23 protein-coding genes are annotated in these 23579 nt (G+C 63.8%); 9 read left to right on the top strand and 14 right to left on the bottom strand.

The annotated features are described in order from the left end of the window. Window positions 1-169: 169 nt before the first annotated feature. A complete protein-coding gene (gene rpsI, locus N0B28_RS21490) occupies window positions 170-562 on the bottom strand; it encodes a 30S ribosomal protein S9 (RefSeq protein WP_043862046.1) in 393 nt (130 codons plus the stop codon). A gap of 14 nt (window positions 563-576) precedes the next feature. Then, window positions 577-1005 (bottom strand): 50S ribosomal protein L13, encoded by a 429-nt coding sequence (gene rplM / locus N0B28_RS21495; RefSeq protein ID WP_043862045.1) that lies wholly within the window; start codon window positions 1003-1005, stop codon window positions 577-579. A 247-nt stretch (window positions 1006-1252) separates the two neighbouring features. On the opposite strand from rplM, the gene N0B28_RS21500 reads away from it, so the two are divergent. Then, window positions 1253-2293: an NADP(H)-dependent aldo-keto reductase gene (locus N0B28_RS21500; protein ID WP_104571972.1), complete on the top strand. Its 1041-nt coding sequence runs from the start codon at window positions 1253-1255 to the stop codon at window positions 2291-2293. A gap of 215 nt (window positions 2294-2508) precedes the next feature. Then, window positions 2509-3405, top strand: a complete 897-nt coding sequence (locus N0B28_RS21505) for a GlxA family transcriptional regulator (RefSeq protein ID WP_275732095.1) — start codon at window positions 2509-2511, stop codon at window positions 3403-3405. An 86-nt stretch (window positions 3406-3491) separates the two neighbouring features. Here the strand turns inward: N0B28_RS21505 and zapE are convergent, their stop codons facing one another. From zapE to N0B28_RS21520, 3 genes are all read right to left on the bottom strand, one after another. Next, complete coding sequence (gene zapE, locus N0B28_RS21510) at window positions 3492-4586, bottom strand: cell division protein ZapE (protein WP_043862043.1); 1095 nt, start codon at window positions 4584-4586, stop codon at window positions 3492-3494. Window positions 4587-4667: 81 nt separating this feature from the next. Next, window positions 4668-6017, bottom strand: coding sequence for a tryptophan--tRNA ligase (locus tag N0B28_RS21515; RefSeq protein WP_275728632.1), 1350 nt, complete (start codon window positions 6015-6017; stop codon window positions 4668-4670). A 24-nt stretch (window positions 6018-6041) separates the two neighbouring features. After that, a complete protein-coding gene (locus N0B28_RS21520; RefSeq protein WP_043862041.1) occupies window positions 6042-6677 on the bottom strand; it encodes an alpha/beta fold hydrolase in 636 nt (211 codons plus the stop codon). Window positions 6678-6814: 137 nt separating this feature from the next. On the opposite strand from N0B28_RS21520, the gene N0B28_RS21525 reads away from it, so the two are divergent. Next, window positions 6815-7246 (top strand): DUF1043 family protein, encoded by a 432-nt coding sequence (locus N0B28_RS21525; protein ID WP_043862040.1) that lies wholly within the window; start codon window positions 6815-6817, stop codon window positions 7244-7246. 129 nt (window positions 7247-7375) lie between these two features. Here N0B28_RS21525 and mdeB read toward each other — a convergent pair whose 3' ends face one another. After that, on the bottom strand, window positions 7376-10057 hold the full coding sequence (gene mdeB, locus N0B28_RS21530; protein WP_275732096.1) for an alpha-ketoglutarate dehydrogenase: 2682 nt from the start codon (window positions 10055-10057) through the stop codon (window positions 7376-7378). Window positions 10058-10082: 25 nt separating this feature from the next. Then, window positions 10083-11279, bottom strand: a complete 1197-nt coding sequence (locus N0B28_RS21535; protein WP_043861022.1) for a methionine gamma-lyase — start codon at window positions 11277-11279, stop codon at window positions 10083-10085. 127 nt (window positions 11280-11406) lie between these two features. On the opposite strand from N0B28_RS21535, the gene N0B28_RS21540 reads away from it, so the two are divergent. Continuing rightward, window positions 11407-11886 (top strand): Lrp/AsnC family transcriptional regulator, encoded by a 480-nt coding sequence (locus N0B28_RS21540; protein ID WP_043861021.1) that lies wholly within the window; start codon window positions 11407-11409, stop codon window positions 11884-11886. A gap of 155 nt (window positions 11887-12041) precedes the next feature. Here N0B28_RS21540 and cysN read toward each other — a convergent pair whose 3' ends face one another. The 3 genes from cysN to N0B28_RS21555 form a co-directional block, all read right to left on the bottom strand. Further along, the gene (gene cysN / locus N0B28_RS21545) at window positions 12042-13943 is read right to left on the bottom strand and encodes a sulfate adenylyltransferase subunit CysN (protein WP_123752848.1); all 1902 of its coding nucleotides are present in this window, start codon (window positions 13941-13943) and stop codon (window positions 12042-12044) included. Between the two features lie 14 nt (window positions 13944-13957). Next, entirely contained in the window at window positions 13958-14875 is a 918-nt protein-coding gene (gene cysD / locus N0B28_RS21550) for a sulfate adenylyltransferase subunit CysD (RefSeq protein ID WP_058540870.1), read from the bottom strand. 136 nt (window positions 14876-15011) lie between these two features. Continuing rightward, window positions 15012-15770, bottom strand: a complete 759-nt coding sequence (locus N0B28_RS21555) for a Nif3-like dinuclear metal center hexameric protein (RefSeq protein WP_275728639.1) — start codon at window positions 15768-15770, stop codon at window positions 15012-15014. Window positions 15771-16010: 240 nt separating this feature from the next. On the opposite strand from N0B28_RS21555, the gene algW reads away from it, so the two are divergent. The 5 genes from algW (at window position 16011) to N0B28_RS21580 (ending at window position 21387) form a co-directional block, all read left to right on the top strand. Further along, window positions 16011-17168: a Do family serine endopeptidase AlgW gene (gene algW, locus N0B28_RS21560; RefSeq protein ID WP_043861017.1), complete on the top strand. Its 1158-nt coding sequence runs from the start codon at window positions 16011-16013 to the stop codon at window positions 17166-17168. 149 nt (window positions 17169-17317) lie between these two features. Continuing rightward, window positions 17318-17977: an alpha/beta fold hydrolase gene (locus tag N0B28_RS21565; RefSeq protein WP_043861016.1), complete on the top strand. Its 660-nt coding sequence runs from the start codon at window positions 17318-17320 to the stop codon at window positions 17975-17977. Window positions 17978-18079: 102 nt separating this feature from the next. Beyond that, a complete protein-coding gene (rhlB, locus tag N0B28_RS21570; RefSeq protein WP_078479565.1) occupies window positions 18080-19546 on the top strand; it encodes an ATP-dependent RNA helicase RhlB in 1467 nt (488 codons plus the stop codon). A 196-nt stretch (window positions 19547-19742) separates the two neighbouring features. Further along, complete coding sequence (locus N0B28_RS21575) at window positions 19743-20687, top strand: ornithine cyclodeaminase family protein (protein ID WP_043861015.1); 945 nt, start codon at window positions 19743-19745, stop codon at window positions 20685-20687. Window positions 20688-20760: 73 nt separating this feature from the next. Continuing rightward, window positions 20761-21387, top strand: a complete 627-nt coding sequence (locus N0B28_RS21580; RefSeq protein WP_254996648.1) for a PAS domain-containing protein — start codon at window positions 20761-20763, stop codon at window positions 21385-21387. Between the two features lie 28 nt (window positions 21388-21415). On the opposite strand, the gene N0B28_RS21585 is transcribed toward N0B28_RS21580, so the two are convergent. The 4 genes from N0B28_RS21585 to moaC form a co-directional block, all read right to left on the bottom strand. Continuing rightward, window positions 21416-22195, bottom strand: a complete 780-nt coding sequence (locus N0B28_RS21585; protein ID WP_275728647.1) for an ABC transporter substrate-binding protein — start codon at window positions 22193-22195, stop codon at window positions 21416-21418. Between the two features lie 177 nt (window positions 22196-22372). Continuing rightward, entirely contained in the window at window positions 22373-22819 is a 447-nt protein-coding gene (gene moaE / locus N0B28_RS21590; protein WP_123752851.1) for a molybdopterin synthase catalytic subunit MoaE, read from the bottom strand. Between the two features lies 1 nt (window position 22820). Further along, entirely contained in the window at window positions 22821-23066 is a 246-nt protein-coding gene (locus tag N0B28_RS21595; RefSeq protein WP_043861011.1) for a MoaD/ThiS family protein, read from the bottom strand. Continuing rightward, entirely contained in the window at window positions 23063-23536 is a 474-nt protein-coding gene (moaC, locus tag N0B28_RS21600) for a cyclic pyranopterin monophosphate synthase MoaC (RefSeq protein WP_043861010.1), read from the bottom strand. Before moaC ends, N0B28_RS21595 begins: the two co-directional genes overlap by 4 nt. Window positions 23537-23579: the final 43 nt, after the last annotated feature.

Consider the following 23579-nt stretch of genomic DNA (forward strand, 5'->3'; position numbering starts at 1 on the left):
ACCCATCGAAGACAAGGTTATTACCCGGCATAAAGGCTGTATCCCTTATAGCACTTGACCTGCGTCTATGCGGCAAGTTGTCACACAGGGTCGGCAGCCCCTTTTATTCAAGACATAAAAAAAGCCCGGTTCCACCAGGAACCGGGCTTTTTTTGAACGCCGAAGCGAATTAACGCTTGGAGTACTGAGGACGCTTACGTGCTTTACGCAGACCCACTTTCTTACGCTCGACTTCACGAGCGTCACGGGTAACGAAGCCAGCTTTGCGCAGAGCGCCACGCAGGGTTTCGTCGTAGTCCATCAGTGCACGGGTGATACCGTGACGGATAGCGCCCGCTTGACCGCTGACACCACCACCGATGACGGTGACGTAGATGTCGAACTTCTCGGTGGTTTCGGTGAGTTCCAGCGGCTGGCGAACTACCATGCGCGCGGTTTCACGACCGAAGAAGGTCTCGAGGGAGCGGTTGTTGATGGAGATGCTGCCAGTACCCGGACGCAGGAAAACGCGTGCGGTTGCAGTCTTGCGACGGCCAGTGCCGTAATTTTGAGTCGCCGACATAATGAACTATTCCGTTAAATCTTCAGTTCTTGGGGCTGCTGAGCAGTATGAGGGTGTACAGCGCCCGCATAGACTTTCAGCTTACGGTACATGTCGCGACCCAGCGGGTTTTTAGGCAGCATGCCCTTTACCGCGGTCTCGATCACGCGCTCAGGCGCTTTGGCGATCAACTTCTCGAAGTTGATTTCCTTGATGCCGCCCGGGAAACCGGAGTGGGAGTAGTACATTTTGTCCGAAGTCTTGGCACCAGTAACACGTACCTGCTCGGCATTGATCACGACGATGTAGTCGCCGGTGTCAACGTGAGGGGTGTATTCTGGCTTGTGCTTGCCACGCAGACGGCTCGCGATCTCAGTGGCCAGACGACCCAGGGTCTTGCCAGCAGCGTCAACGACGAACCAGTCGCGTTTTACTGTTTCCGGTTTAGCAGTAAAAGTTTTCATTCTTTATAGCCTCAGGGGCCGTCCCGCAATTTTAAGACGGCAGATCTTACTGAATAGTGCGTACTTTGACAAGGTCAAAGGCAGCCGGATACGGACGCTATCGGGGGCTCGGGTCAGCACGTCCAATACTCGGCAAGATTCTTCGGCGGCGGGGCATCACTTCCACTGCTGAGAGAGGTGCAGAATTATCCAGATTGCAGAAAAAATATCAACCTGCTTTTATGCTTCTTTTGCCGTGGAGATCGTCATGGAGTACCGCCAGCTGGGTCGCACCGACCTCAACGTGAGTGCATTGTGCCTGGGCAGCATGACCTGGGGCGAGCAGAACGACCAGGCCGAGGGCTTCGCCCAGATCGAACGGGCCAAGGCGGCCGGGATCAATTTCATCGATACCGCGGAGATGTACCCGGTGCCGCCGCGCCCGGAAACCTACTCGGCCACCGAGCAGATCATCGGCAACTGGTTCAGCCAGCGCGGCGATCGCGCCGGCTGGATCCTGGCCAGCAAGGTGGCCGGCCCCGGCAACGGCATCAGCCACATTCGCGACGGCCAGCTCAAGCACAACCGCCAGCACATCGTGGCGGCCCTGGACGCCAGCCTCAAGCGCCTGCAGACCGACTGGATCGACCTGTACCAGCTGCACTGGCCCGAGCGCAGCACCAACTTCTTCGGCAAGCTGGGCTACCAGCACCTGCCCCAGGACCACTTCACGCCGCTGGAAGAAACCCTCGAAGTGCTCGACGAGCAGGTCAAGGCAGGCAAGATCCGCCACATCGGCCTGTCCAACGAAACCCCGTGGGGCACCATGAAGTTCCTGCAACTGGCCGAAAGCCGCGGCTGGCCCCGTGCGGTCTCGATCCAGAACCCGTACAACCTGCTCAACCGCAGCTTCGAAGTGGGCCTGGCGGAAATCGCCATCCGCGAGCAGTGCGGCCTGCTGGCCTACTCGCCGCTGGCCTTCGGCATGCTGTCGGGCAAGTACGAGAACGGCGCGCGCCCGGAAAACGGCCGCCTGACCCTGTTCAACCGCTTCTCGCGCTATTCCAACCCGCAGACCGTCGCCGCGTGCAGCCGTTATGTGGCCCTGGCCCGCGAGCACGGCCTGGACCCGGCACAGATGGCCCTGGCCTTCGTGACCCAGCAGCCGTTCGTGACCAGCAACATCATCGGCGCCACCTCGCTGGCGCAACTGGACAGCAACCTGGCAAGCGCCAGCCTGAAGCTCGGTGACGAGCTGCTGGCCGCCATCGATGCGATCCACCAGGATCAGCCCAACCCCGCCCCGTAAAGCGCTGCAACGGTTCCCGCAGCCCGCCGCGGGAACCGAGGGTAGACACAATCGCCAAAAAATAAGACGATCCAGCCGGTGATTGACCACTCTACCCTATAAGAATAACGACAATGATGTTTACCCAACCTACCGCATCGCTGCGGCGCGTCAGCATCCTGGCCATCGACAAGGTATTCGCATCGACCCTGATGCAGGCCAAGGATTTCTTCCACCTGGCCAGCCTGCGCTATGGCAAGCAACTGGGCCTGGGCCTGCAACCGATGTTCGAAACCCGCCTCGTGAGCCCCGACGGGCTGCCCGTGCAGAGCTTCAGCGGCGTGCAGCTACCGGTGGACAGCGGCCTCGAGCAGGCCGACGTGATCATCCTGCCGGCGTTCTGGGACGACTTCGATGCCCTGTGCCAGCGCTCCCCCCAGGTACTGCCCTGGCTGCGCGAGCAGCATGCCCGAGGCGCGGTGCTGTGCGGCGAGGCCAGCGGCGTGTTCTGGCTGGCCGAGGCCGGCCTGCTCGATGGCAAGGAGGCCACCACCTACTGGCGCTTCTTCGGCCAGTTCGCCGAACGCTTCCCGAAGGTGTCGCTGAACCAGGACAAGCACCTCACCGATGCCGACAACCTCTATTGCGCCGGCGGCGCCACCTCGGCCTGCGACCTGTACATCTACCTGATCGAGCGATTCTGCGGGGCCAACGTGGCCCAGGCCGTGGCCCGCGACATCCTCTACGAGGTGCAACGCAACTACACCCCGGGGCGCATGGGCTTTGGCGGACAGAAGCTGCACCAGGACCTGATCATCCTGCAGATCCAGCAGTGGCTGGAGGAACACTTCGCCGACAAGTTCCGTTTCGAGGACGTGGCACGCAACCATGGCATGAGCATCCGCAACTTCATGCGCAGGTTCCAGAGTGCGACGGGGGACAAGCCGCTGCATTATCTGCAACGGCTGCGGATCGAGACGGCGAAGGGCTTGCTGTCGGGTACGCGCAAGAGCATCAAGACCATCAGCTACGAGGTGGGCTATGACGACGCCAGCTTTTTTGCGCGATTGTTTAGGCAGCACACGGAGCTGTCGCCTAACCAGTATCGGCAGCAATTCATGCAGGAGGCCTGAGGGCCTATCGCGGGTCACGCCCGCCCCCACAGGTTCGCTGCAAACCTCTGTGGGAGCGGGCTGAGCCGCGACAGCAGTGACGCGACTTAAGGCTTGTGTGCCCGCGACAGGAACTCGTGGGACTGCATCTCCAGCAAGCGGCTCAGGGTACGCTGGAACTCGAAGCTCAGGCGCCCGCCGGTGTACAGGTCCTTGAGCTCCACTTCAGCCGAGATGATCAGCTTGACGTTGCGGTCGTAGAACTCGTCGACCATGTTGATGAAGCGACGCGCCAGATCGTCGGTGGCCACGCCCATCTGCTCCACGCCGCTGAGCAGCACCGCATGGAAGATCTTGCCCAGTTCGATGTAGTCGTTCTGGCTGCGCGGGCCGTCGCACAGTTCGCGGAAGTCGAACCAGGCCACGTCGTCGCAGGTACGCAGCGCACGGATCTCGCGGTTCTCGATCATCAGCACGTCGTTTTCCACCGCCTGGGTGCATTCCGGCGTCAATGCGCGAAAGCTCTTGCGCAGGCTTTCGTGGGCCGCTTCATTCAGCGGGAAGTGGAACAGCTCGGCCTGCTCCAGGTGACGCAGGCGATAGTCCACGCCGCTGTCGACGTTGACGATGTCGGTGTTCTGCTTGATCAGGGCAATTGCCGGCAGGAAGCGCGCACGCTGCAGGCCGTCCTTGTACAGGCCGTCCGGCACGATGTTGGAGGTGGCCACCAAGGTCACGCCGTTCTTGAACAGCTCCTCCATCAGGGTGCCAAGGATCATCGCGTCGGTGATATCGGACACGAAGAACTCGTCGAAGCAGATCACCCGCGCCTCGTCGGAGAACCGCTTGGCAATGATGGTCAGCGGGTTCTTCTCGCCCTTGAGGGTCTTCATTTCCTCATGCACGCGCTTCATGAAGCGGTGGAAGTGCGTACGCACCTTCTGCGGGAAAGGCAGCGCCTCATAGAACGTATCGACCAGGTAAGTCTTGCCGCGCCCTACCCCACCCCAGAAATACAGGCCCTTGACGGGCGCCTGCTCTTTCCTGCCGAACAGCTTGCCGAACACACCCGGCTTGCTGTTGTGCGCCGCGACCAGGTCGTCGTACAGGCGCTGCAAGTGACGCACCGCTGTTTCCTGCGCCGCGTCATGGAAGAATTCGGGACGTTTCAGATCTGCTTGATATCGTTCTAGGGGCGTCATAATTCGTTAGCAAGGCAACAAAAGCGGGCCGTCACTGTAGCGACGGCCCCGGGTAATGGCAATCAGACTTGCGATTGACGGTCAGTCCTGCTGGGGCTGCAAGGCAGCGCGCAGGCTTTCGATGGCGGCATCGCGCGCCGTGGCATCGGCGAACTGCGGGCCGTCGGCCACGCACTCGCCCTCCAGCCACAGGCTGAAGCCCAGGCCTTCGTCACGGACATCCAGCGGCTGGCCCAGTTGCAACTGCTTGCTCACCGCACCGGCCGCCTTGCCATCGGCAAAGCTGCGCGACAGCAGCAACTGCTCGCCGTCGGCTGCCAGCAGGCGGAAGCGGAAGCTGCCGTCCTCTTCACGGAAGCTCACGAAGCGTGCCGCCTTGACCGCCTTCTTCCTGGTTTCACCGCTGACCTGAACCGTGCTGCGGAACGAGCGCAGGCCCACTGCTTCGCGCAGTTGCTCAAGAAACGGCGTGGCGATCCTGCGGGCCTTCTGCGCGCCGACCAGAAGAATATCCTCCAGGTCCGCCGGGCGGGAAATCAGCTGGTGGTAATGCTCGCGCGGCGCGCTCAACTGGCCGTCGACCAGCTGGAACAGGCGCTGCTTGGCTTCGCCCCAACCCAGCCCCTGCAGCAGTTCGCTGCGGAAGGCTTCGGCTTGCTCGGCGGTGGCAAAGGCCTGGAACAGGGTGAACAGGTGCGAGTTGTCCGGGTCCTTGGCCTCGCCCGGCGCGCGCGAGTCGGTGACGATGCGCGAGATCGCGTCCTTCATCTCCTTGGCACTGGTGAACAGCGGGATGGTGTTGTCGTAGCTCTTGGACATCTTGCGACCGTCCAGGCCCGGCAAGGTGGCCACGCTTTCCTCGATCAGCGCCTCGGGCATGGCGAAGAAGTCCTTGCCCTGGCCGAACAGGTGGTTGAAGCGCTGCCCGATATCACGGGCCATTTCCACGTGCTGGATCTGGTCGCGCCCCACCGGCACCTTGTTGGCATTGAACATCAGGATGTCCGCCGCCATCAGCACCGGATAGCTGTACAGGCCCATGCTCACGCCCGCATCCGGGTCTTCGCCGCTTTCCAGGTTCTTGTCCACCGAGGCCTTGTAGGCATGCGCGCGATTGAGCAGGCCCTTGGCCGCCACGCAGGTCAGCAGCCAGGTCAGCTCGGGGATCTCGGGAATGTCGGACTGGCGGTAGAAGGTCACGCGTTCCGGGTCCAGGCCGCCGGCCAGCCAGGTGGCGGCGATCTCCAGACGCGAGCGCTGGATGCGCTGCGGGTCGTCGCACTTGATCAGCGCATGGTAGTCGGCCAGGAAGTAGAACGAGTCGACGCCCGGCTGCTGGCTGGCGAGGACCGCCGGGCGGATGGCACCGGCATAGTTGCCAAGGTGCGGCGTGCCCGTGGTGGTGATACCGGTAAGGATACGAGTGGTCATGGGTAATCGCTTATCAGGCTTGTATCAGTTCGAAAGGCGTGGCAGCACCAGATCCTTGAGGTCGGTCAGCTTGCCGTGAAAAAAGTGACCGCATTCTGCCACTTTCAGCAGCTCATGGGGGCGCGCCAGTGCATCGGACCAGGCGTAGACGATCTGCGGATCGATCACCTCGTCGGTTTCGGGCTGGATCACGCTCAAGGCACCTGCCTGCGGCAGGCCGTCGGTACCGCCAAGGCGCATCACCGCCGGGGCTACCATGAACAGGTGCTTGAGCGTGACGCCCTGGGCTTCGAGCCGGCCGCCGAGGCTGGCCGCGACGAAGCCGCCGAAGGAGAAGCCCATCAGCGTCAAAGGTAATTCGGGATGTTTTTCGCGCAGCCAGGTTGCAGCGGCCTGTGCATCGTCGACTTCGCCGCTGCCCATGTCATGGCTGCCAGCGCTCTGGCCTACACCGCGGTAGTTGAAGCGCAGGGTGATGTAGCCGGCATCGCGTGCGGTGCGCTGCAGCATCGACACCACCTTGTTGGTCATGGTGCCGCCCTGCACGGGGTTGGGGTGGCACAGCAGGACGATGCCGCGAGGGTCTGCCACGTCCAGGTACAGGGCTTCCAGCTGGCCAACCGGGCCATCGATGAATACGGGGGTTTCGCGGATAAGCAAGGGTGAACTCCGTGACCTCTGGAGGGGTCGACTCGTCTAGCTGATGATTCTGTCTGAGATATTTGCGATCGCTCGCGGTATACAGCGCAGGTCCGAGCCGTTAACGTAAAGCAAAGCCGTTTATAGAGGAAGGACTCGTGGAACTCTCGCTCTTAGTTTGGTTGTTGCCGACCCTGGCCCTGGTAGTGGGTGTAGTCGTTGGTTTCCTGGTCGCCCGCCTCTTGCCCAATGCCGCCCCGAGCAGCACCCAGCGGCAGCTGGACGATATCCAGGAACGTTTTGACAGTTATCAGAGTGAAGTGGTGACCCATTTCAACAGCACCGCGGCGCTGGTCAAGAAGCTGACCCAGAGCTACCAGGAAGTGCAGGACCACCTGGCCGAAGGCGCCAACCGTCTGGCCCTGGACGAACAGACCCGTCAGCGCCTGCTGGCCGCACTGCACTCCGAGGCGCAGGGCCCGCGTGACCGTCTGACCCCGCCCAAGGACACCGAAGTGCCACGCGACTACGCGCCCAAGGCACCGAACACCCCGGGCATGCTGGATGAGCATTACGGGCTCAAGCGCTGATCGCAGCGGCCCCGTCACTGGCATGGCGCGCTCCTGCTGGAGCCGGCCTTGCCGGCGAATGCCACACCCAACCATCCGATACAAAGAAAAAAGGGGCCGATCACCGGCCCCTTTTTTCATCCCCTCACATCAACGATACCAGGGGCCCGCCGCATCCAGCGCCGGATACCTGGCCCGTGCCTGCGCCATCACATCGACCTCCAGCAGCCCGTCATCCACCAGCGCCTGCAAGCTGGCCAGCACCACACTGAAGCGGTCCACCTCGAAGAACTGGCGCAACCGCTGGCGCGTATCGCTGCGCCCGAAGCCGTCGGTGCCCAGCGTCACGTACGGCGCCGGCACGTACTCGGCAATCAATTGCGGCCAGGCACGTACATAGTCAGTTGCGGCAATCACCGGCGCATCTCCCACCAGGCATTGCGCCAGATGGCTGCTGCCACCCAGCCCCAGACGCTGCCCGCGCTGCACATCCCGTGCATCACGCGCCAGTTCGCTGAAGCTGGTCACACTGAACACCTCGCTGGCGATGCCCCAGTCCGCCGCCAGCAGCTCGCTCGCGGCGATCACCTCGCGCAGGATCGCCCCGGAGCCCAGCAGGCGAACCCGCCCCAGGGCATGCTCCACCGGCTGTTCGGCAAACCGGTACATCCCGCGCAACACTGCCGCATGTGCCTCAGGTGGCAGGGAGGGGTGTGGATAACTTTCATTCATCACCGCCACATAGTGAAACTCGTCGCACTGCTCCACCAGCATGCGCCGCGCCGCGTGTTCCAGAATCACCGCCAGTTCGCCGGCAAAGCACGGCTCCCAGGCGCGGCAGTTGGGCACCATGGCCGCCATCACCAGGCTCGAGCCATCCTGGTGCTGCAAGCCTTCGCCGCCCAAGGTGGTGCGCCCTGCCGTGGCCCCCAGCAGCAGGCCCCGTGCACGCTGGTCGGCCGCCGCCCATATCAGGTCGCCGACCCGCTGGAAGCCGAACATCGAGTAATAGATGTACACCGGCAACATCGGCTCGCCATGCACCGCATAGGAGGTGGCCGCCGCTACCCAGGACGACAGGGCCCCGGCCTCGGTGATGCCCTCCTCCAGCAACTGACCATCGCGCGACTCCCTGTAGGAGAGCAGCGAACTGGCATCTTCGGGTTCGTAACGCTGCCCATGGGGCGAGTAGATGCCGATCTGCCGGAACAGGCTGGCCATGCCGAAGGTGCGCGCTTCATCGGCGACGATCGGCACCACCCGCGGCCCCAGCTCCGGGGCCTTGAGCCAGGCACCGAGCATGCGCACCGCAGCCATGGTGGTGGACATCTCCTTGCCCTCGGCGTGCAGCGCAAAACCGCCCATCACCTCCAGCGCCGGTACTGGCAGCGTGCGCGCCTGGGGCCGCCGCGACGGCAGGCTGCCGCCCAGGGCATTGCGCCGCTCGCGCAGGTAGCGCATCTCCCGGCTGTTTTCGTCCGGCCGGTAGAACTGCAACTGCTCAACCTGCGCATCGCTCAAGGGCAAGTGGAAGCGGTCACGGAAGGCCAGCAGCGCCTGCACGTCGAGCTTCTTGGCCTGGTGCGCGGTCATGCGCGACTCGCCGGCCGCACTCATGCCGTAGCCCTTCTTGGTCTTGGCCAGGATCACCGTCGGCCGGCCCTTGCACGCCTTGGCGGCGGCAAAGGCGGCATACAGCTTGCGAAAATCATGGCCACCGCGCTTGAGCGCGTTGATCTCGGCCGAGCTCATGTGCTCGACCAGGCGCTGCAAGGCCGGGTGCTGGTTGAAGAAGTGTTCGAGGTTGTAGGCGCCGTCATTGGCCCCCAGGGTCTGGAACTGGCCGTCGGGGGTTGCCGCCAGCTGGCGCAGCAGCACGTGCTCGCTGTCGCGGGCAAACAGCGCATCCCATTCCGAGCCCCACAACACCTTGATCACGTTCCAGCCGGCGCCGCTGAACAGCGACTCCAGCTCCTGGATGATCTGGCCATTGCCACGCACCGGACCATCCAGGCGCTGCAGGTTGCAGTTGACGATGAAGGTCAGGTTGTCGAGTTGCTCACGGGCCGCCAGCGTCAGCCCGGCGATGGATTCGGGCTCGTCCATCTCGCCATCGCCGAACACGCCCCACACATGGCGCTGCGCGGTATCGGCCAGGCCGCGGTGCTGCAGGTAGCGCATGAAGCGCGCCTGGTACACGGCGTTGAGCGGGCCGATGCCCATCGACCCGGTGGGAAACTGCCAGAAGTCGGGCATCAGCCACGGATGCGGGTAGGAGCACAGGCCATCGCCTGCGATCTCCTGCCGATAGCTGGCCAGCTGAGCCTCGCTCAGGCGCCCTTCAAGAAAGGCCCGGGCATAGATGCCGGGCGCCGAGTGTGGCTGGAAGAACACCAGGTCGGCCGTGCGCTGCTCGCCGCCCTCCTCGCCGCGAAAAAAATGCTGAAACCCCACCTCGAAGATCTCTGCGGCCGAAGCGTAACTGGCGATGTGCCCGCCCAGGTCACCGTAGGCATGGTTGGCACGCACCACCATCGCCAGGGCATTCCAGCGCAGGATGCTGGTGATTCGCTCGTCCAGTTCCAGGTCGCCCGGGTAGGCGCCCTGATGTTCGAGCGACAGGGTGTTGCGGTACGCCGAGTACGGCTGGGCACCACGCTCCAGGCCCAGTTCGCGGGCATGCGCCTCCAATTGTTCGAGCAGAAACCGCGCGCGGGCCGGGCCGCAGTGCGCCAGGGTCGACTCCAGCGCCTCCAGCCACTCTGCGGTTTCGCCAGGGTCGCTGTCACCGGGCACGCCGTCGCCAGGCACAAGGTTCATCATTGCCACCATTGCATTGACCTCATCCGTGACGGGTTCAGGCACTCGCCTTGAGTGCCTGTTGCACATCGGCCAGCAGGTCGTCGATGTCTTCCAGCCCCACCGACAACCGCACCAGCCCCTCGGAGATGCCGTAATGCGCACGCTCCTCTGGGGTATAGCTGGAATGAGTCATGCTTGCCGGGTGCTGCGCCAGCGACTCGGCATCGCCCAGGCTCACCGCCCGGCTGAACAGTTGCAGGGCGTTCATGAACCGCCGCCCTGCACCGATGCCGCCCTTGAGTTCGAAGGCGATCATGCCGCCCGGCTGGCTCATCTGCTGGCGGGCCAGGGTGTACTGCGGGAAGCTCGCCAGGCCCGGGTAATGGATCAGCTCCACCTGCGGCTGCCCGGCGAGGAACTCGGCCAGCACCTGAGCGTTGGCGCAGTGGCGGTCCATGCGCAGGTTGAGGGTCTTGATGCCGCGCATCAGCAGTGCGGCGTCATGGGGCGAGAGCACCGCACCGGTCATGTCCTTGAGGCCCTGCAGGCGTATACGGTCCACCAGTGCCTGGCTGCCCACCACAATGCCAGCAGTGATGTCGCCATGGCCGCTCAGGTACTTGGTGGCCGAATGCACCACCAGGTCGGCGCCCAGCTCCAGTGGCCGCTGCAGGTACGGCGTGCAGTAGGTGTTGTCGACCACCACGGTCGCGCCGTGCTTGCGCGCAATCTTCGCCACGCCGGCGATATCGGCCATGTGCATGTTGGGGTTGGCCGGCGACTCGAAATAGATCACCCGGGTGGCCGGCGTCATGGCCGCCTCCAATGCCTGCAGGTCGGCCATGTCCACATGACGCAGCTTGACCCCGAACTCGCCGATGCCGTGGTGCAGGAAGGCAAAGGTGCAGCCGTACAGGGTGTTGCCCAGCAGCACCTCGTCACCGGGGCGCAGCAGCGTCCATAGCGTGGACGTGATCGCCCCCATGCCCGAGGCCAGCGCCAGCCCGGCCTCGCCGCCTTCCAGCGAGGCCATGCGTGCTTCCAGCAGGTTGAGGGTGGGGTTGGAGATGCGGCTGTAGAAATGCCCGGCCTGCTCGCCGGCAAAGCACGCAGCGCCGTACTCCACGGTGGGAAAGGTGAACGTCGCGGTCTGGTAGACCGGTGGCACCAGTGCGCCGCCGTGGTCCTGGGGGTCGTAGCCATGGTGAATGGCGCGGGTGGCAAATCCTGGGAGCTTGTTGGAGCCGTGCATGGCAACCGCCTCTTGTGGTTTGTTATAAGCTTATTCCACAGACCGGCTTAAATTTTTCCAAATACGCCTACGAAAAGCGCCGCTCACTGACATAAAAACAACAAGAACAGGCTATGGAGGGCAAGACATGCCTAGCGCCATCGACCGTACCGACCGCGCACTGCTGGCCGCGCTGCAAGACAACGCCCGACTGACCGTGGCCGAGCTCGCCGACAGCGTCGCCCTGACCACCTCGCCGTGCTGGCGGCGGGTCAAGCTGCTGGAGGAGTCGGGCTACATCACCGGCTATCAGGCCATCCTGTCACCCAAGGCACTGGGCTTCGGAGTGACCGCCTTCGTCAGCATCATGATGGATTCGCACAGCAAGGAGATGGCCCGGGCATTCGAGCAGCGGCTGATGGATATCCCCGAAATCGTGGCGTGCCACAACATCTCCGGGCGCTATGACTTCCTGCTGGAGATTCTGGCGCGGGATCTGGAGTCGTTCGGCGAGTTCACCCGCGAGGTACTGCAGCGGCTGCCGGGGGTGAAGGAGATCTATTCGAGCTTCTCGTTCAAGGCGGTGAAGGAGAAGCGGGTGATTCCGGTGGCACAGAAGCATATTTGAAGCGGCGTGTCCGCTGGGCACTTCCCCGGCAAGGCCTGCTCCTGCATGGCCTTGCGCTCACCGTAGGAGCCGGCCTTGCCGGCGAAGCGGCCAGCCGCCACAAAAAAGCCCGCGATGGCCTTCACCATCGCGGGCTTTTCATTCAGCAGCAGCGCTTAGATCGCGCCACGCTTGCGCAGCAGTTCCAGTACCTGCTTGACGCCCTCTTCCACGCCAACGCTCTGGGTGTCGATCACCAGGTCCGCATCCTGCGGCACGTCATACGGGAAGCTCTCGCCCGGGATGTTGTCGCCACCGGCCGCGTACAGCCCCTGCGGATCACGCTCACGGCACGCCAACGGCGAAGCCTGGACGTAAACGGTCAGCAAGCGCTCCTTGCCGATCAGCGCCTTGGCCTGTTCACGGCCTTCGGCATCCGGTGCCACGAACGCGGCCAGGGTCAGCAAGCCCGCTTCGTTGAACTGACGCGCCACATGCGCAGCACGACGCCAGTTCTCGGTACGCCCGGCACGGTCCTGCGGCAGGCCTTTGTTCAGGTCATGGCGCAGGTTCTGCCCATCGAGCACGTACACCGCACGGCCCATGTCGAACAGCTTGCGCTCAACGGCATACGCCAGGGTGCTCTTGCCCGCGCCCGACAGGCCGCTGAACAGCACGGTGGCCGGCTGCTGGCCGAAGCGCAAGGCACGCTCCTCGGTGGTCACGTGGGCCTGCCTGCCATGCTGGCCGGTGCTGCCGTGAGGCAGTACCGGTGGCGCGATGATCATGCCCGCGCCCACGGTGCCGTTGGTCAGGCGGTCGATGATGATGAACGCGCCGGTGGTGCGGTTGCTGTCGTAGCCGTCCAGCGCGATCGGAGCGTCCAGGCTCACCTTGACCTTGCCGATCTCGTTGAGCTGCAACGCGCTCGCAGCGCCCTGTTCCAGGGTGTTCACATCGACCTTGTGGGCGATGCTGGCAATCGAGCCCGGCACGTAGCTGGTGGCGCGCTTGATGTCGTATTTCTTGCCCGGCAGCATCGGCTCTTCGGCCATCCACACCAGCATGGCGTCGAACTGGTCGGTCACCGGCGGGACGTTGTCGGCATGCACCAGCAGGTCGCCACGGGAGATGTCGATCTCGTCTTCCATGGTCAGGGTCACGGCCTGGCCCGGGCCGGCCTGCTCCAGCTCACCTTCGTAGGTGACGATGGACTTCACGCGGCTGCTCTTGCCCGACGGCAGCACCACGATCTCGTCGCCCTTGTGTACCACGCCACTGGCCAGGGTGCCGGCAAAGCCACGGAAGTTCAGGTTGGGACGGTTGACGTACTGCACCGGAAAACGCAGGTCGGTGAAGTTGCGGTCGGCCGCCACTTCCACGGTTTCGAGGATTTCCATCAGCGCAGGGCCGGTGTACCACGGCGAACGCTCGCTGCGGTTGACCACGTTGTCGCCCTTGAGCGCCGACATCGGCACGAAGTGCAGGCTGCTGGGGGTCATGTTGATGGCTTCGGCAAACTTCAGGTAGTCGGCCTTGATGCCTTCGAACACGTCCTGGTCGAAGCCCTTGAGGTCCATCTTGTTCACGGCCACGACGATGTGCTTGATGCCCAGCAGCGAAGCGATGTAGCTGTGCCGGCGGGTCTGGGTCTGCACGCCGTAGCGCGCGTCCACCAGGATGATCGCCAGGTCGCAGGTGGACGCACCGGTGGCCATGTTGCGGGTGTACTGCTCGTGGCCCGGGGTATCGGCGATGATGAACTTGCGCTTGGCCGTGGAGAAATAGCGGTAGGCCACATCGATGGTGATGCCCTGCTCGCGCTCGGCCTGCAGGCCGTCGACCAGCAATGCCAGGTCGATGTCGTCACCGGTGGTGCCGACTTTCTTCGAATCGCGGGTAATGGCTTCCAGATGGTCTTCGTAGATCATCTTGGAGTCGTGCAGCAGGCGCCCGATCAGGGTGCTCTTGCCGTCGTCGACGTTACCGCAGGTCAAGAAGCGCAGCAGTTCCTTGCGTTCGTGCTGGGCCAGGTAGGCGAGGATGTCCTCGCTGATCAATTCGGATTGGTGCGACATGGTCTGACCCTAACTTAGAAATAGCCCTGACGTTTCTTGTCTTCCATGGAACCTGCGCCATCGTGGTCGATGACGCGGCCCTGGCGCTCGGAAGTGCGCGTCAGGAGCATTTCCTGAATGATGTCGGTCAGGCTCTCGGCCTCCGACTCCACCGCGCCCGTCAACGGGTAGCAGCCAAGGGTACGGAAACGCACTTTCTTCTTGACGATGCGAGCCTTCTCTTCATCCGAGAGGTGCTCCAGGATGCGCTCGTCATCGATCATGATCAGGGTGCCGTTCTTCTCGATCACTTCGCGCTCGGCTGCAAAGTACAGCGGCACGATCGGGATGCCTTCGAGGTAGATGTACTGCCAGATATCCAGCTCGGTCCAGTTCGACAGCGGGAACACGCGAATCGACTCGCCCTTGTTGACCTTGCCGTTGTACACGTTCCACAGCTCTGGGCGCTGGTTCTTCGGGTCCCAGCGGTGCTTGCTGTCACGGAACGAGTACACGCGCTCCTTGGCCCGCGACTTCTCTTCGTCGCGGCGCGCGCCACCGAAGGCGGCGTCGAAGCCGTGCTTGTCGAGCGCCTGCTTGAGGCCCTCGGTCTTCATGATGTCGGTGTGCTTGGCACTGCCGTGGGTGAACGGATTGATGCCCTGGGCAACGCCATCGGGGTTGACGTGGGTGATCAGCTCCAGGCCCATTTCCTCGACCATCTTGTCGCGGAAGCTGTACATCTCCTGGAATTTCCACTGGGTGTCGACGTGCATCACCGGAAACGGCAGCTTGCCCGGAAAGAAGGCCTTGCGTGCCAGGTGCAGCATCACGGCCGAATCCTTGCCGATCGAGTACAGCATCACCGGGTTGTCGAACTCGGCGGCCACCTCACGAATGATGTGGATGCTCTCCGCCTCCAACTGTTTCAAATGCGTCAGCTTGTCGACCATGGCTACTCACGGAAAATCAATCTTATGGACGGCCAGCGGGCCGTGTTCGAGCGGGCCACTTTATCACAGCACCCGATTCTATTTAGGCAGGCTACTAGAACGAAACAGTATAAGAATATGCCTTGGCGTTTTAGCCTCAGATCGGGTTCGGGCAGTCGATGAACAGGTGTTCCAGAGCGAATCGACGTGCCAGGTAATCGCCCAGCGCCTGCACCCCGTAACGCTCGGTGGCGTGGTGGCCGGCGGCGATGAAGCTGATGCCGTTCTCGCGAGCACTGTGGAAAGTCTGCTCCGACGCCTCGCCGCTCAGGTACAGGTCGACCCCTGCGGCAATCGCCTGGTCGATGTAGCCCTGGCCGCCGCCGGTGCACCAGCCCACCCGGCGAATGACCTCGTCGCCTTCGATCAGCAGTGGCTCGCGGCCCATCACGTCGCTGACCTTGCGCGCGAAATCCCGCGCCGACATCGGTTCGGCCAGCGAGCCCACCAGGCCCACTACCCGCGAGTTGGCCGGGTCCAGCGGGCCCTCGACGGTGATGTCCAGCTGGCGCGCCAGCTGCACGTTGTTGCCCACCTCGGGGTGCAGGTCCAGCGGCAGGTGGTAGGCCAGCAGGCTCAGGTCGTGTTTGAGCAGGGTCTTGAGGCGGCGCTGCTTCATGCCGGTGATGCAGGGGTTCTCACCCTTCCAGAAGTAGCCGTGGTGCACCAGCACCAGGTCGGCGCCCGCCTCGACCGCAGCGTCCAGCAATGCCTGGCTGGCGGTGACGCCGGTGACGATGCGCGACACCTGCGGGTTGCCCTCGACCTGCAGGCCGTTGGGGCAGTAGTCCTGGATTTTTGCGCTGCCAAGGTAGCGATCGGCTTCCTCGACCAGGGTGCTCAGGGCAACAGCCATGCAAAGACTCCTCAATTCAGCGGTTCAGCGTGGCACAAGGCCTCGTATAATGGCCGCCATTATGAGCCGTCGACCGTTTTTGGGGAAACCGACGGCAACTGCCCGGGGGCGCGGCGCCATGACCGTCATGGCTCGACGTGATTTAGCAGTTCCTGCACGGGCCTTGCCGCAGTATGATCGCGCGCGTTCATCTACTCCCCACTGCGGCATCGGCTCTGGCCACCTCCCAGGATCCATCTCATGTTCAAGGCTCTGCGTTACTTTGCCTGGCCACTGGTCACCGGCGTACTGATCGCCCTGCTGGTCATCCAGCAATTTCCCCAATGGGTCGGCCTGCCCAGCCAGGACGTCAACCTGCAGCAGGCGCCGCAGACCACGCGGCTGATGCAGGGCCCCGTGTCGTATGCCGATGCGGTGAGCAATGCGGCCCCCGCAGTGGCCAACCTGTACACCACCAAGGTGGTCAACAAGACCGCGCACCCGCTGTTCGAAGACCCACAGTTCCGCCGCTTCTTCGGTGACAACCTGCCCAAGCAGCGGCGCTGGGAATCGAGCCTGGGCTCGGCGGTGATCATGAGCCCGGAGGGCTACCTGCTGACCAACAACCACGTGACCTCCGGCGCCGACCAGATCGTGGTGGCGCTCAAGGACGGCCGCGAGACCCTGGCACGGGTGATCGGCAGCGACCCGGAAACCGACCTGGCCGTGCTCAAGATCGACCTCAAGAACCTGCCCTCGATCACCATCGGGCGCTCGGACAACATCCACATCGGTGATGTGGCGCTGGCCATCGGCAACCCGTTCGGCGTCGGCCAGACGGTGACCATGGGCATCATCAGCGCCACCGGGCGCAACCAGCTGGGCCTGAACAACTACGAAGACTTCATCCAGACCGACGCGGCCATCAACCCGGGCAACTCCGGTGGCGCGCTGGTAGATGCCAATGGCAACCTGACCGGCATCAACACCGCGATCTTCTCCAAGTCCGGCGGCTCGCAGGGCATCGGCTTCGCCATCCCCACCAAGCTGGCGCTGGAGGTGATGAAGTCGATCATCGAGCATGGCCAGGTGATTCGCGGCTGGCTGGGCATCGAGGTGCAACCGCTGAGCCAGGAGCTGGCCGAGTCGTTCGGCATGCAGGGCCGGCCAGGCATCGTGGTGGCGGGCATCTTCCGCGACGGGCCGGCGCAGAAGGCCGGCCTGCAGCTGGGTGACGTGATTCTGAGCATCAATGGCGAACCGGCCGGCGATGGCCGGCGCTCGATGAACCAGGTGGCGCGGATCAAGCCCAACGACAAGGTGGCCATCGAAGTGGTGCGCAACGGCAAGCCGCTGAAGCTGATCGCCGAGATCGGCCTGCGTCCACCGCCTGCACCCGCGCCCAAGGAAGAGGACTGACCGCGCCGGCCTGACGCCGCATCGGCGCAGCACTGCGTGCGGCGGGTGATTGGCACGACCGACTGTTCTGTGACAGCCTTGCACGCAACGCCAGCGATGCCTTTTTTCAAGCACGCACCCCGGCCTGCGTGCACTTTTTCGGAGCAGTCATGACCAATCCCCTGATTCTCGAACCCCAGAAAACCGCCGACGCCTGTGTCATCTGGCTGCATGGCCTGGGCGCCGACCGCTACGACTTCATGCCGGTGGCCGAAGCCCTGCAGGAAGTGCTGCTGAGCACGCGCTTCGTGATGCCGCAGGCACCCACCCAGCCGGTCACCATCAACAATGGCTACGCCATGCCCAGCTGGTACGACATCAAGGCGCTGACGCCCGGTGCACGCGCCATCGACGAAGCGCAACTCGACGCCTCGGCACAGGCGGTCATCGACCTGATCAAGCAGGAACAGGCCAAGGGCGTCGCCCTGTCGCGCATCATCCTGGCCGGCTTCTCCCAGGGCGGTGCAGTGGTTCTGCACACCGCCTATGTAAAGTGGCAGGAGACGCTGGGCGGGGTAATGGCCCTTTCCACCTACGCCCCGACCTTCACCGACAGCACCGTGCTCAGCGCCAGCCAGCAGCGCATTCCGGCGCTGTGCCTGCACGGCGTGTACGACCCGGTGGTCATCCCGTCCATGGGGCGTGCCGCCTTCGAGTACCTGAACAGCTGGGGCGTCACCGTGCAGTGGAAGGAATACCCGATGGAACACGCCGTGCTGCCCGAGGAAATCCAGGACATCGGCGCCTGGCTGATCGAGCGGCTGCGCTAAAAAACGCCTTGTCTGTAGTTGTCGGAGCAATCCACTACGCCGCGCCCGAATCTTGCATTACACTGGCCGGCGTACATTCCTTAACCAATTGATGAGATGACCGTGCTCAAAGCACTCAAGAAGATGTTCGGAAAGAGCGAGGTTGAGCAACTCGCCACCGAAAGCGTTGCTACCGTGCAGCCGCCCGCAGCACCCAAGGCCCCGGCTCCCGCCGCGCCGCTCAAGGCTCAGACCGAAGCCGCCGCGCCAGCGCGCGCCGAAAAGCCGGCGGAAAAACCCCTGGAGCAACCGGCGAGCAAACCGGTCGAGGCCAAGCCGCGCCGCGAGCGCAAGCCAAAACCCCAGGCCAGCACCTGGAAACTGGAAGACTTTGTGGTGGAACCGCAAGAGGGCAAGACCCGCTTCCACGACTTCAAGCTCTCGCCCGAGCTGATGCATGCCATCCACGACCTGGGTTTCCCGTACTGCACGCCGATCCAGGCCGAAGTACTGGGCTTCACCCTGCGTGGCAAGGATGCGATCGGCCGGGCCCAGACCGGCACCGGCAAGACCGCCGCGTTCCTGATCTCGATCATCAGCCAGCTGCAACAGACCCCGCCGCCCAAAGAGCGCTACATGGGCGAGCCGCGGGCGCTGATCATTGCCCCTACCCGCGAACTGGTGGTGCAGATCGCCAAGGACGCCGCCGAGCTGACCAAGTACACCGGCCTGAACGTGATGACGTTCGTCGGTGGCATGGACTTCGACAAGCAGCTCAAGGCCCTTGAGGCACGCCACTGCGACATCCTGGTGGCCACCCCGGGTCGCCTGCTGGACTTCAACCAGCGCGGCGAAGCGCACCTGGACATGGTCGAGGTGCTGGTGCTGGACGAAGCCGACCGCATGCTCGACATGGGCTTCATCCCGCAGGTTCGCCAGATCATCCGCCAGACCCCGCCCAAGAGCGAGCGCCAGACGCTGCTGTTCTCGGCCACCTTCACCGAAGACGTGATGAACCTGGCGCAACAGTGGACCACCGACCCGGCCATCGTCGAGATCGAGCCGGAGAACGTTGCCAGCGAAACCGTCGAGCAACATGTGTATGCGGTAGCCGGTGCCGACAAGTACAAGCTGCTGTACAACCTGGTGACCGAGAACAAGTGGGAGCGGGTCATCGTGTTCGCCAACCGCAAGGACGAGGTGCGCCGTATCGAAGAGCGCCTGGTGCGTGACGGCGTGAATGCCGCGCAATTGTCGGGCGATGTGCCGCAGCACAAGCGCATCAAGACCCTGGAGAATTTCCGCGAAGGCCGGGTCACCGTGCTGGTGGCCACCGATGTGGCCGGTCGCGGGATCCACATCGACGGCATCAGCCACGTGATCAACTTCACCCTGCCCGAAGACCCGGACGACTACGTGCACCGTATCGGCCGTACCGGCCGTGCGGGTACCAGTGGCGTGTCGATCAGCTTCGCCGGTGAGGACGATTCGTACCAGCTGCCGGGTATCGAGGCATTGCTGGGGCGCAAGATCAGTTGCGAGACCCCGCCGACCGAGCTGCTCAAGCCGGTGGCGCGCAAGCATCACTGAGTCGATTGATGGACAGAAAACGCAGCCCTCGCCGGCTGCGTTTTTTTTTGCGTTGACCGGGCTGGCTCATCGCGGGTCAAGCCCGCTCCCACAGCGACAACAGTAATGATTGTGGGGGCGGGCTCGAGCCGCGATAGGGTTGGCGCAATTAAACTATTTGTCCATAATAGACAAAATAGTTCAAATGGAGCGCCGCATGTCTACCCCACGCGTGATCGACCAGCCCCTGGCCCGCCAACTGCTCGCGCAGGTGGACGTGCCGCAGATCCTGCGCAAGCTGTTCCGTGACCTGGCCGCCGGCCAGGCCGTGCAGCCGCCGCAACAGCTGGTGGAGTTCCCGGCCGGCAGGGGCGACTTCATCAACTATGGCGGGGTGCTCGCCGAAGACCGCGTCTACGGCGTCAAGACCTCGCCCTACATCGTGCGCGAAGGCGCGCCGCTGATCACCGCCTGGACATTGCTGATGTCCATGGACAGCGGCCAGCCACTGCTATTGTGCGACGCCGGTGAACTGACCACCGCACGCACCGCTGCCACCACCGCCGTCGCGGTCGACGCCCTGGCCCCCACCAGCGCCAGGCGCCTGACCGTGATCGGCAGCGGCCCCATCGCCCAGGCCCACCTGCACTATGTACGCGGCGTGCGCGACTGGCAGGACATCCGCCTGCACTCGCCAGGCCTCAAGGATAAAAGCGCCGAGCAGCGCGAAGCCCTCGGTGCACTCGACCCGCGCCTGAGCCTGGTGGACGACCTGCAATCAGCACTGCACGACGCCGACGTGATCATGCTGTGCACCTCGTCGGCAAAGCCTGTGATCGACCCGCGCCAGCTGAGCAAGCCGGCCCTGATCACCTCGATCAGCACCAACGCGGTACGCGCCCACGAAGTGCCGCCCGAGTGCCTGACCGACATGGACGTGTACTGCGACTACCGCCTGACCACCCCCGGCTCGGCCGGCGAGATGCGCATCGCCAGCGAGCAGCACGGCTGGCAGGCCGACGCCATCATCGGCGACCTGGCCCAGTTGCTCAGCGAGCAGGCGCCGCGCCCGACCTACCAGCGCCATGCCTTCTTCCGCTCCATCGGCCTGGGCCTGGAAGACATCGCCCTGGCCAACGCCCTGTACCGCCTGCACGGGTGACGCCCGCCCGCGTTTGCGGCACACTCCCAGCGCCCTTCGCCTAGGGCGCTGACACCGCCTGGAGCCCGCCTGCATGCCGATACCGCCCCACGACCCCGCCCTGAGCAACTTTCGCGCGATTGCCGACGCCATCGCCACGCTGTTCTTCCCCCACGCCGAGGTGGTGCTGCACGACCTGCGCAGCCAGAAAATCGACTACATCGCCAACAACCTGTCCAAGCGCGAGATCGGCGACGATGCGGCCCTGGAAGACATGTTCGAGGCAGGTACCGACGAAACCAACATCGGCCCCTACGAAAAGCTCAATTGGGACGGGCAGAAGATCCGCTCGCTCAGCACCGTGCTGCGCGACGGCCAGGGCAAGCCGCAGGCCGTGCTGTGCATCAACCTGAACATCTCGATGTTCGAAAACGCCAAGGCGGCGCTGGACCTGTTTCTCTCGCCCACCCGGCTGATCGCCCAGCCCGACGCGCTGTTTCGCGATGACTGGCAGGAGCGCATCAACACGTTTCTCAACAGCTGGCTGCGCGAGCGCCAGCTGGCACTGAGCAACCTGAATCGCGACCACAAGCGCGAACTGGTGCTGGCCCTGCATGCCGAGGGTGCGTTTCGCGGCAAGAGCGCCGCCAACTACGTGGCCAACGTGTTGAACATGGGCCGGGCCACGGTGTACAAGCACCTCAAGGAGCTCAAGGCCTGAACGAACTCAGGCCTCGGGCAGGCGACGGTCAGTCGCCGTAGATGTCGGACTTGAAGTACTTGGCCTGGATCTTCTGGTACTCGCCATTGGCGCGAATGGCGTCGATGGCCGCGTTCAGCTGGGCCACCAGTTCGGCGTTGCCCTTGCGCACCGCGATCCCGGCGCCCTCACCCACGTACTTGGGGTCTTTCAGCTCTGGCCCGACAAACCCGTAACCCTTGCCCTTGGGCGTCTCCAGGAAGCCCTGTTCAAGCGGGATGGTGTCGGCGAACACACCGTCCAGGCGACCGGCCACCAGGTCCATGAAGATTTCATCGTTGCTGGTGTAGCGCACGATCTCGATGCCCTTGGGCACCAGTTCCGCAGTCACATAGCGGTCGGTGGTGGTCGCGCGCTGCACGCCGATGCGCTTGCCCTTGAGGTTGGCGAAGTCGTCATCGACCTGGCTGCCGGCCTTCATGGCCAGGCGTGCGGAGGTGAAGTAGTACTTGTGGGTGAAGTCCACCGACTTCTTGCGGTCTTCGGTGATGGTGATCGACGACAGGGCGGCGTCGATCTTCTTGACCTTGAGCGACGGGATCAGGCCGTCGTATTCCTGTTCGGTCCACTGGCACTTGACCTGCATCTGCGCGCACAGGGCGTTGCCGATGTCGTAGTCGAAGCCACTGATAGCGCCGTCGGCGGTCTTGAACGCGAACGGTGGGTAGGCAGCTTCGATACCGATGCGCAGGGTCTTTTCAGCGGCGAACGACGGGGCGGCGGCAAACAGGCTCAACGCCAGCGCAGCCAACAGGGATGGGGTTTTCATCAGCGGTCTCTCTCGCTCGTTGTTGGGGTGTGTTGCAAGACAGAGGAAAAAGCGGCGGGCACAAGGCAGCCTGGAACTATTTTGTACTTATAATTCCATACTGGACTTTTGTGTATTAATTTTCAACCGATTCGCGGCACCGCACCGTTGCAGGAGCCAGCCTTGCCGGCGGGGCGTCTACCAACGCCCCGCAGCGTCCGCATCACTCTGGCGCCCCTCGACCCAGCGCGGCCCCTCGCCAGTCTGCTCCTTCTTCCAGAACGGCGCGCGGGTCTTGAGATAGTCCATCACGAAGTCGCACGCCTGGAACGCCGCCTGCCGGTGCGCACTGGCTACACCCACGAACACGATCGGCTCGCCCGGCTGCAATGCGCCGATACGGTGCAGCACTTCGACCTTGAGCAACGGCCAGCGCTGCTCGGCCTCCAGCACGATCTTGGCCAGGGCCTTTTCGGTCATGCCCGGGTAATGCTCCAGGAACATCCCCGCCACCTCGCGACCGTCGTTGAAGTCGCGCACATAGCCGACAAACGACACCACCGCGCCCACCCCGACGTTGGCCGCGTGCATCGCATTGGTCTCGGCGCCGGGGTCGAACGCGGCGGCCTGCACTCGAACGCCCACCTCAGCCCCCGGTCACGGGCGGAAAGAACGCCACTTCGTCGCCGTCGGCCACCGGCTCGTCGAGCCTGCACAACTCCTGGTTGCGCGCGCACATCAGGTTCTGCTCGCCCAGCATCGCGTACCCCTCCCCGCGTGCCAGCAGGGCCTTGCGCACATCGTCGACGCTGTCGAACGGCCCGTCGAGGCGTTCGCCGTCGCTGTCCAGCGCCTCGCGATACCGTGCGAAATACACCACGTCGATGTTCATGGCGCCTCCACCTGGTAGTGCCCGCTCTTGCCGCCCAGTTTTTCCAGCACACGCACGCTGTGGATGGTCATGCCCCGGTCCACCGCCTTGCACATGTCGTAGATCGTCAGCGCCGCTACACTGGCGGCCGTCAGGGCCTCCATCTCGACGCCGGTCTGCCCGGCCAGCTTGCAGCGCGCCACGATATGCACCGTGTCGTCGCCTTCGCCAACCAGCTCGAGCTTGACGCTGGTGAGCATCAACGGGTGGCACAGCGGGATCAGATCGCTGGTCTTCTTTGCCGCCTGGATGCCGGCAATGCGCGCCACGGCAAACACGTCGCCCTTGGGGTGGCCGCCAGCCACGATCATCTGCAAGGTTTGCGGGAGCATGCGCACCCGCGCTTCGGCCACCGCCTCGCGCGAGGTGACGGCTTTGTCGGTGACGTCGACCATGTTGGCCCGACCTTGGGAATCGAGATGAGTCAGCACAGGGTTACTCCTGATCAGGAGCACCGATTGTAAACCCAGGGGT

The organism is Pseudomonas sp. SD17-1 (genome assembly GCF_029201585.1).
Classification (GTDB): Bacteria; Pseudomonadota; Gammaproteobacteria; order Pseudomonadales; family Pseudomonadaceae; genus Aquipseudomonas; species Aquipseudomonas palmensis.

Excerpts from the sequence above, each read along its gene's own strand:
- rpsI (WP_043862046.1), bottom strand. The coding sequence starts at position 562 with ATGTCGGCGACTCAAAATTACGGCACTGGCCGTCGCAAGACTGCAACC.
- rplM (WP_043862045.1), bottom strand. The coding sequence starts at position 1,005 with ATGAAAACTTTTACTGCTAAACCGGAAACAGTAAAACGCGACTGGTTC.
- N0B28_RS21500 (WP_104571972.1), top strand. The coding sequence starts at position 1,253 with ATGGAGTACCGCCAGCTGGGTCGCACCGACCTCAACGTGAGTGCATTG.
- zapE (WP_043862043.1), bottom strand. The coding sequence starts at position 4,586 with ATGACGCCCCTAGAACGATATCAAGCAGATCTGAAACGTCCCGAATTC.
- N0B28_RS21515 (WP_275728632.1), bottom strand. The coding sequence starts at position 6,017 with ATGACCACTCGTATCCTTACCGGTATCACCACCACGGGCACGCCGCAC.
- mdeB (WP_275732096.1), bottom strand. The coding sequence starts at position 10,057 with ATGGTGGCAATGATGAACCTTGTGCCTGGCGACGGCGTGCCCGGTGAC.
- N0B28_RS21535 (WP_043861022.1), bottom strand. The coding sequence starts at position 11,279 with ATGCACGGCTCCAACAAGCTCCCAGGATTTGCCACCCGCGCCATTCAC.
- N0B28_RS21540 (WP_043861021.1), top strand. The coding sequence starts at position 11,407 with ATGCCTAGCGCCATCGACCGTACCGACCGCGCACTGCTGGCCGCGCTG.
- cysN (WP_123752848.1), bottom strand. The coding sequence starts at position 13,943 with ATGTCGCACCAATCCGAATTGATCAGCGAGGACATCCTCGCCTACCTG.
- cysD (WP_058540870.1), bottom strand. The coding sequence starts at position 14,875 with ATGGTCGACAAGCTGACGCATTTGAAACAGTTGGAGGCGGAGAGCATC.
- N0B28_RS21555 (WP_275728639.1), bottom strand. The coding sequence starts at position 15,770 with ATGGCTGTTGCCCTGAGCACCCTGGTCGAGGAAGCCGATCGCTACCTT.
- algW (WP_043861017.1), top strand. The coding sequence starts at position 16,011 with ATGTTCAAGGCTCTGCGTTACTTTGCCTGGCCACTGGTCACCGGCGTA.
- N0B28_RS21565 (WP_043861016.1), top strand. The coding sequence starts at position 17,318 with ATGACCAATCCCCTGATTCTCGAACCCCAGAAAACCGCCGACGCCTGT.
- N0B28_RS21575 (WP_043861015.1), top strand. The coding sequence starts at position 19,743 with ATGTCTACCCCACGCGTGATCGACCAGCCCCTGGCCCGCCAACTGCTC.
- N0B28_RS21580 (WP_254996648.1), top strand. The coding sequence starts at position 20,761 with ATGCCGATACCGCCCCACGACCCCGCCCTGAGCAACTTTCGCGCGATT.
- N0B28_RS21585 (WP_275728647.1), bottom strand. The coding sequence starts at position 22,195 with ATGAAAACCCCATCCCTGTTGGCTGCGCTGGCGTTGAGCCTGTTTGCC.
- N0B28_RS21595 (WP_043861011.1), bottom strand. The coding sequence starts at position 23,066 with ATGAACATCGACGTGGTGTATTTCGCACGGTATCGCGAGGCGCTGGAC.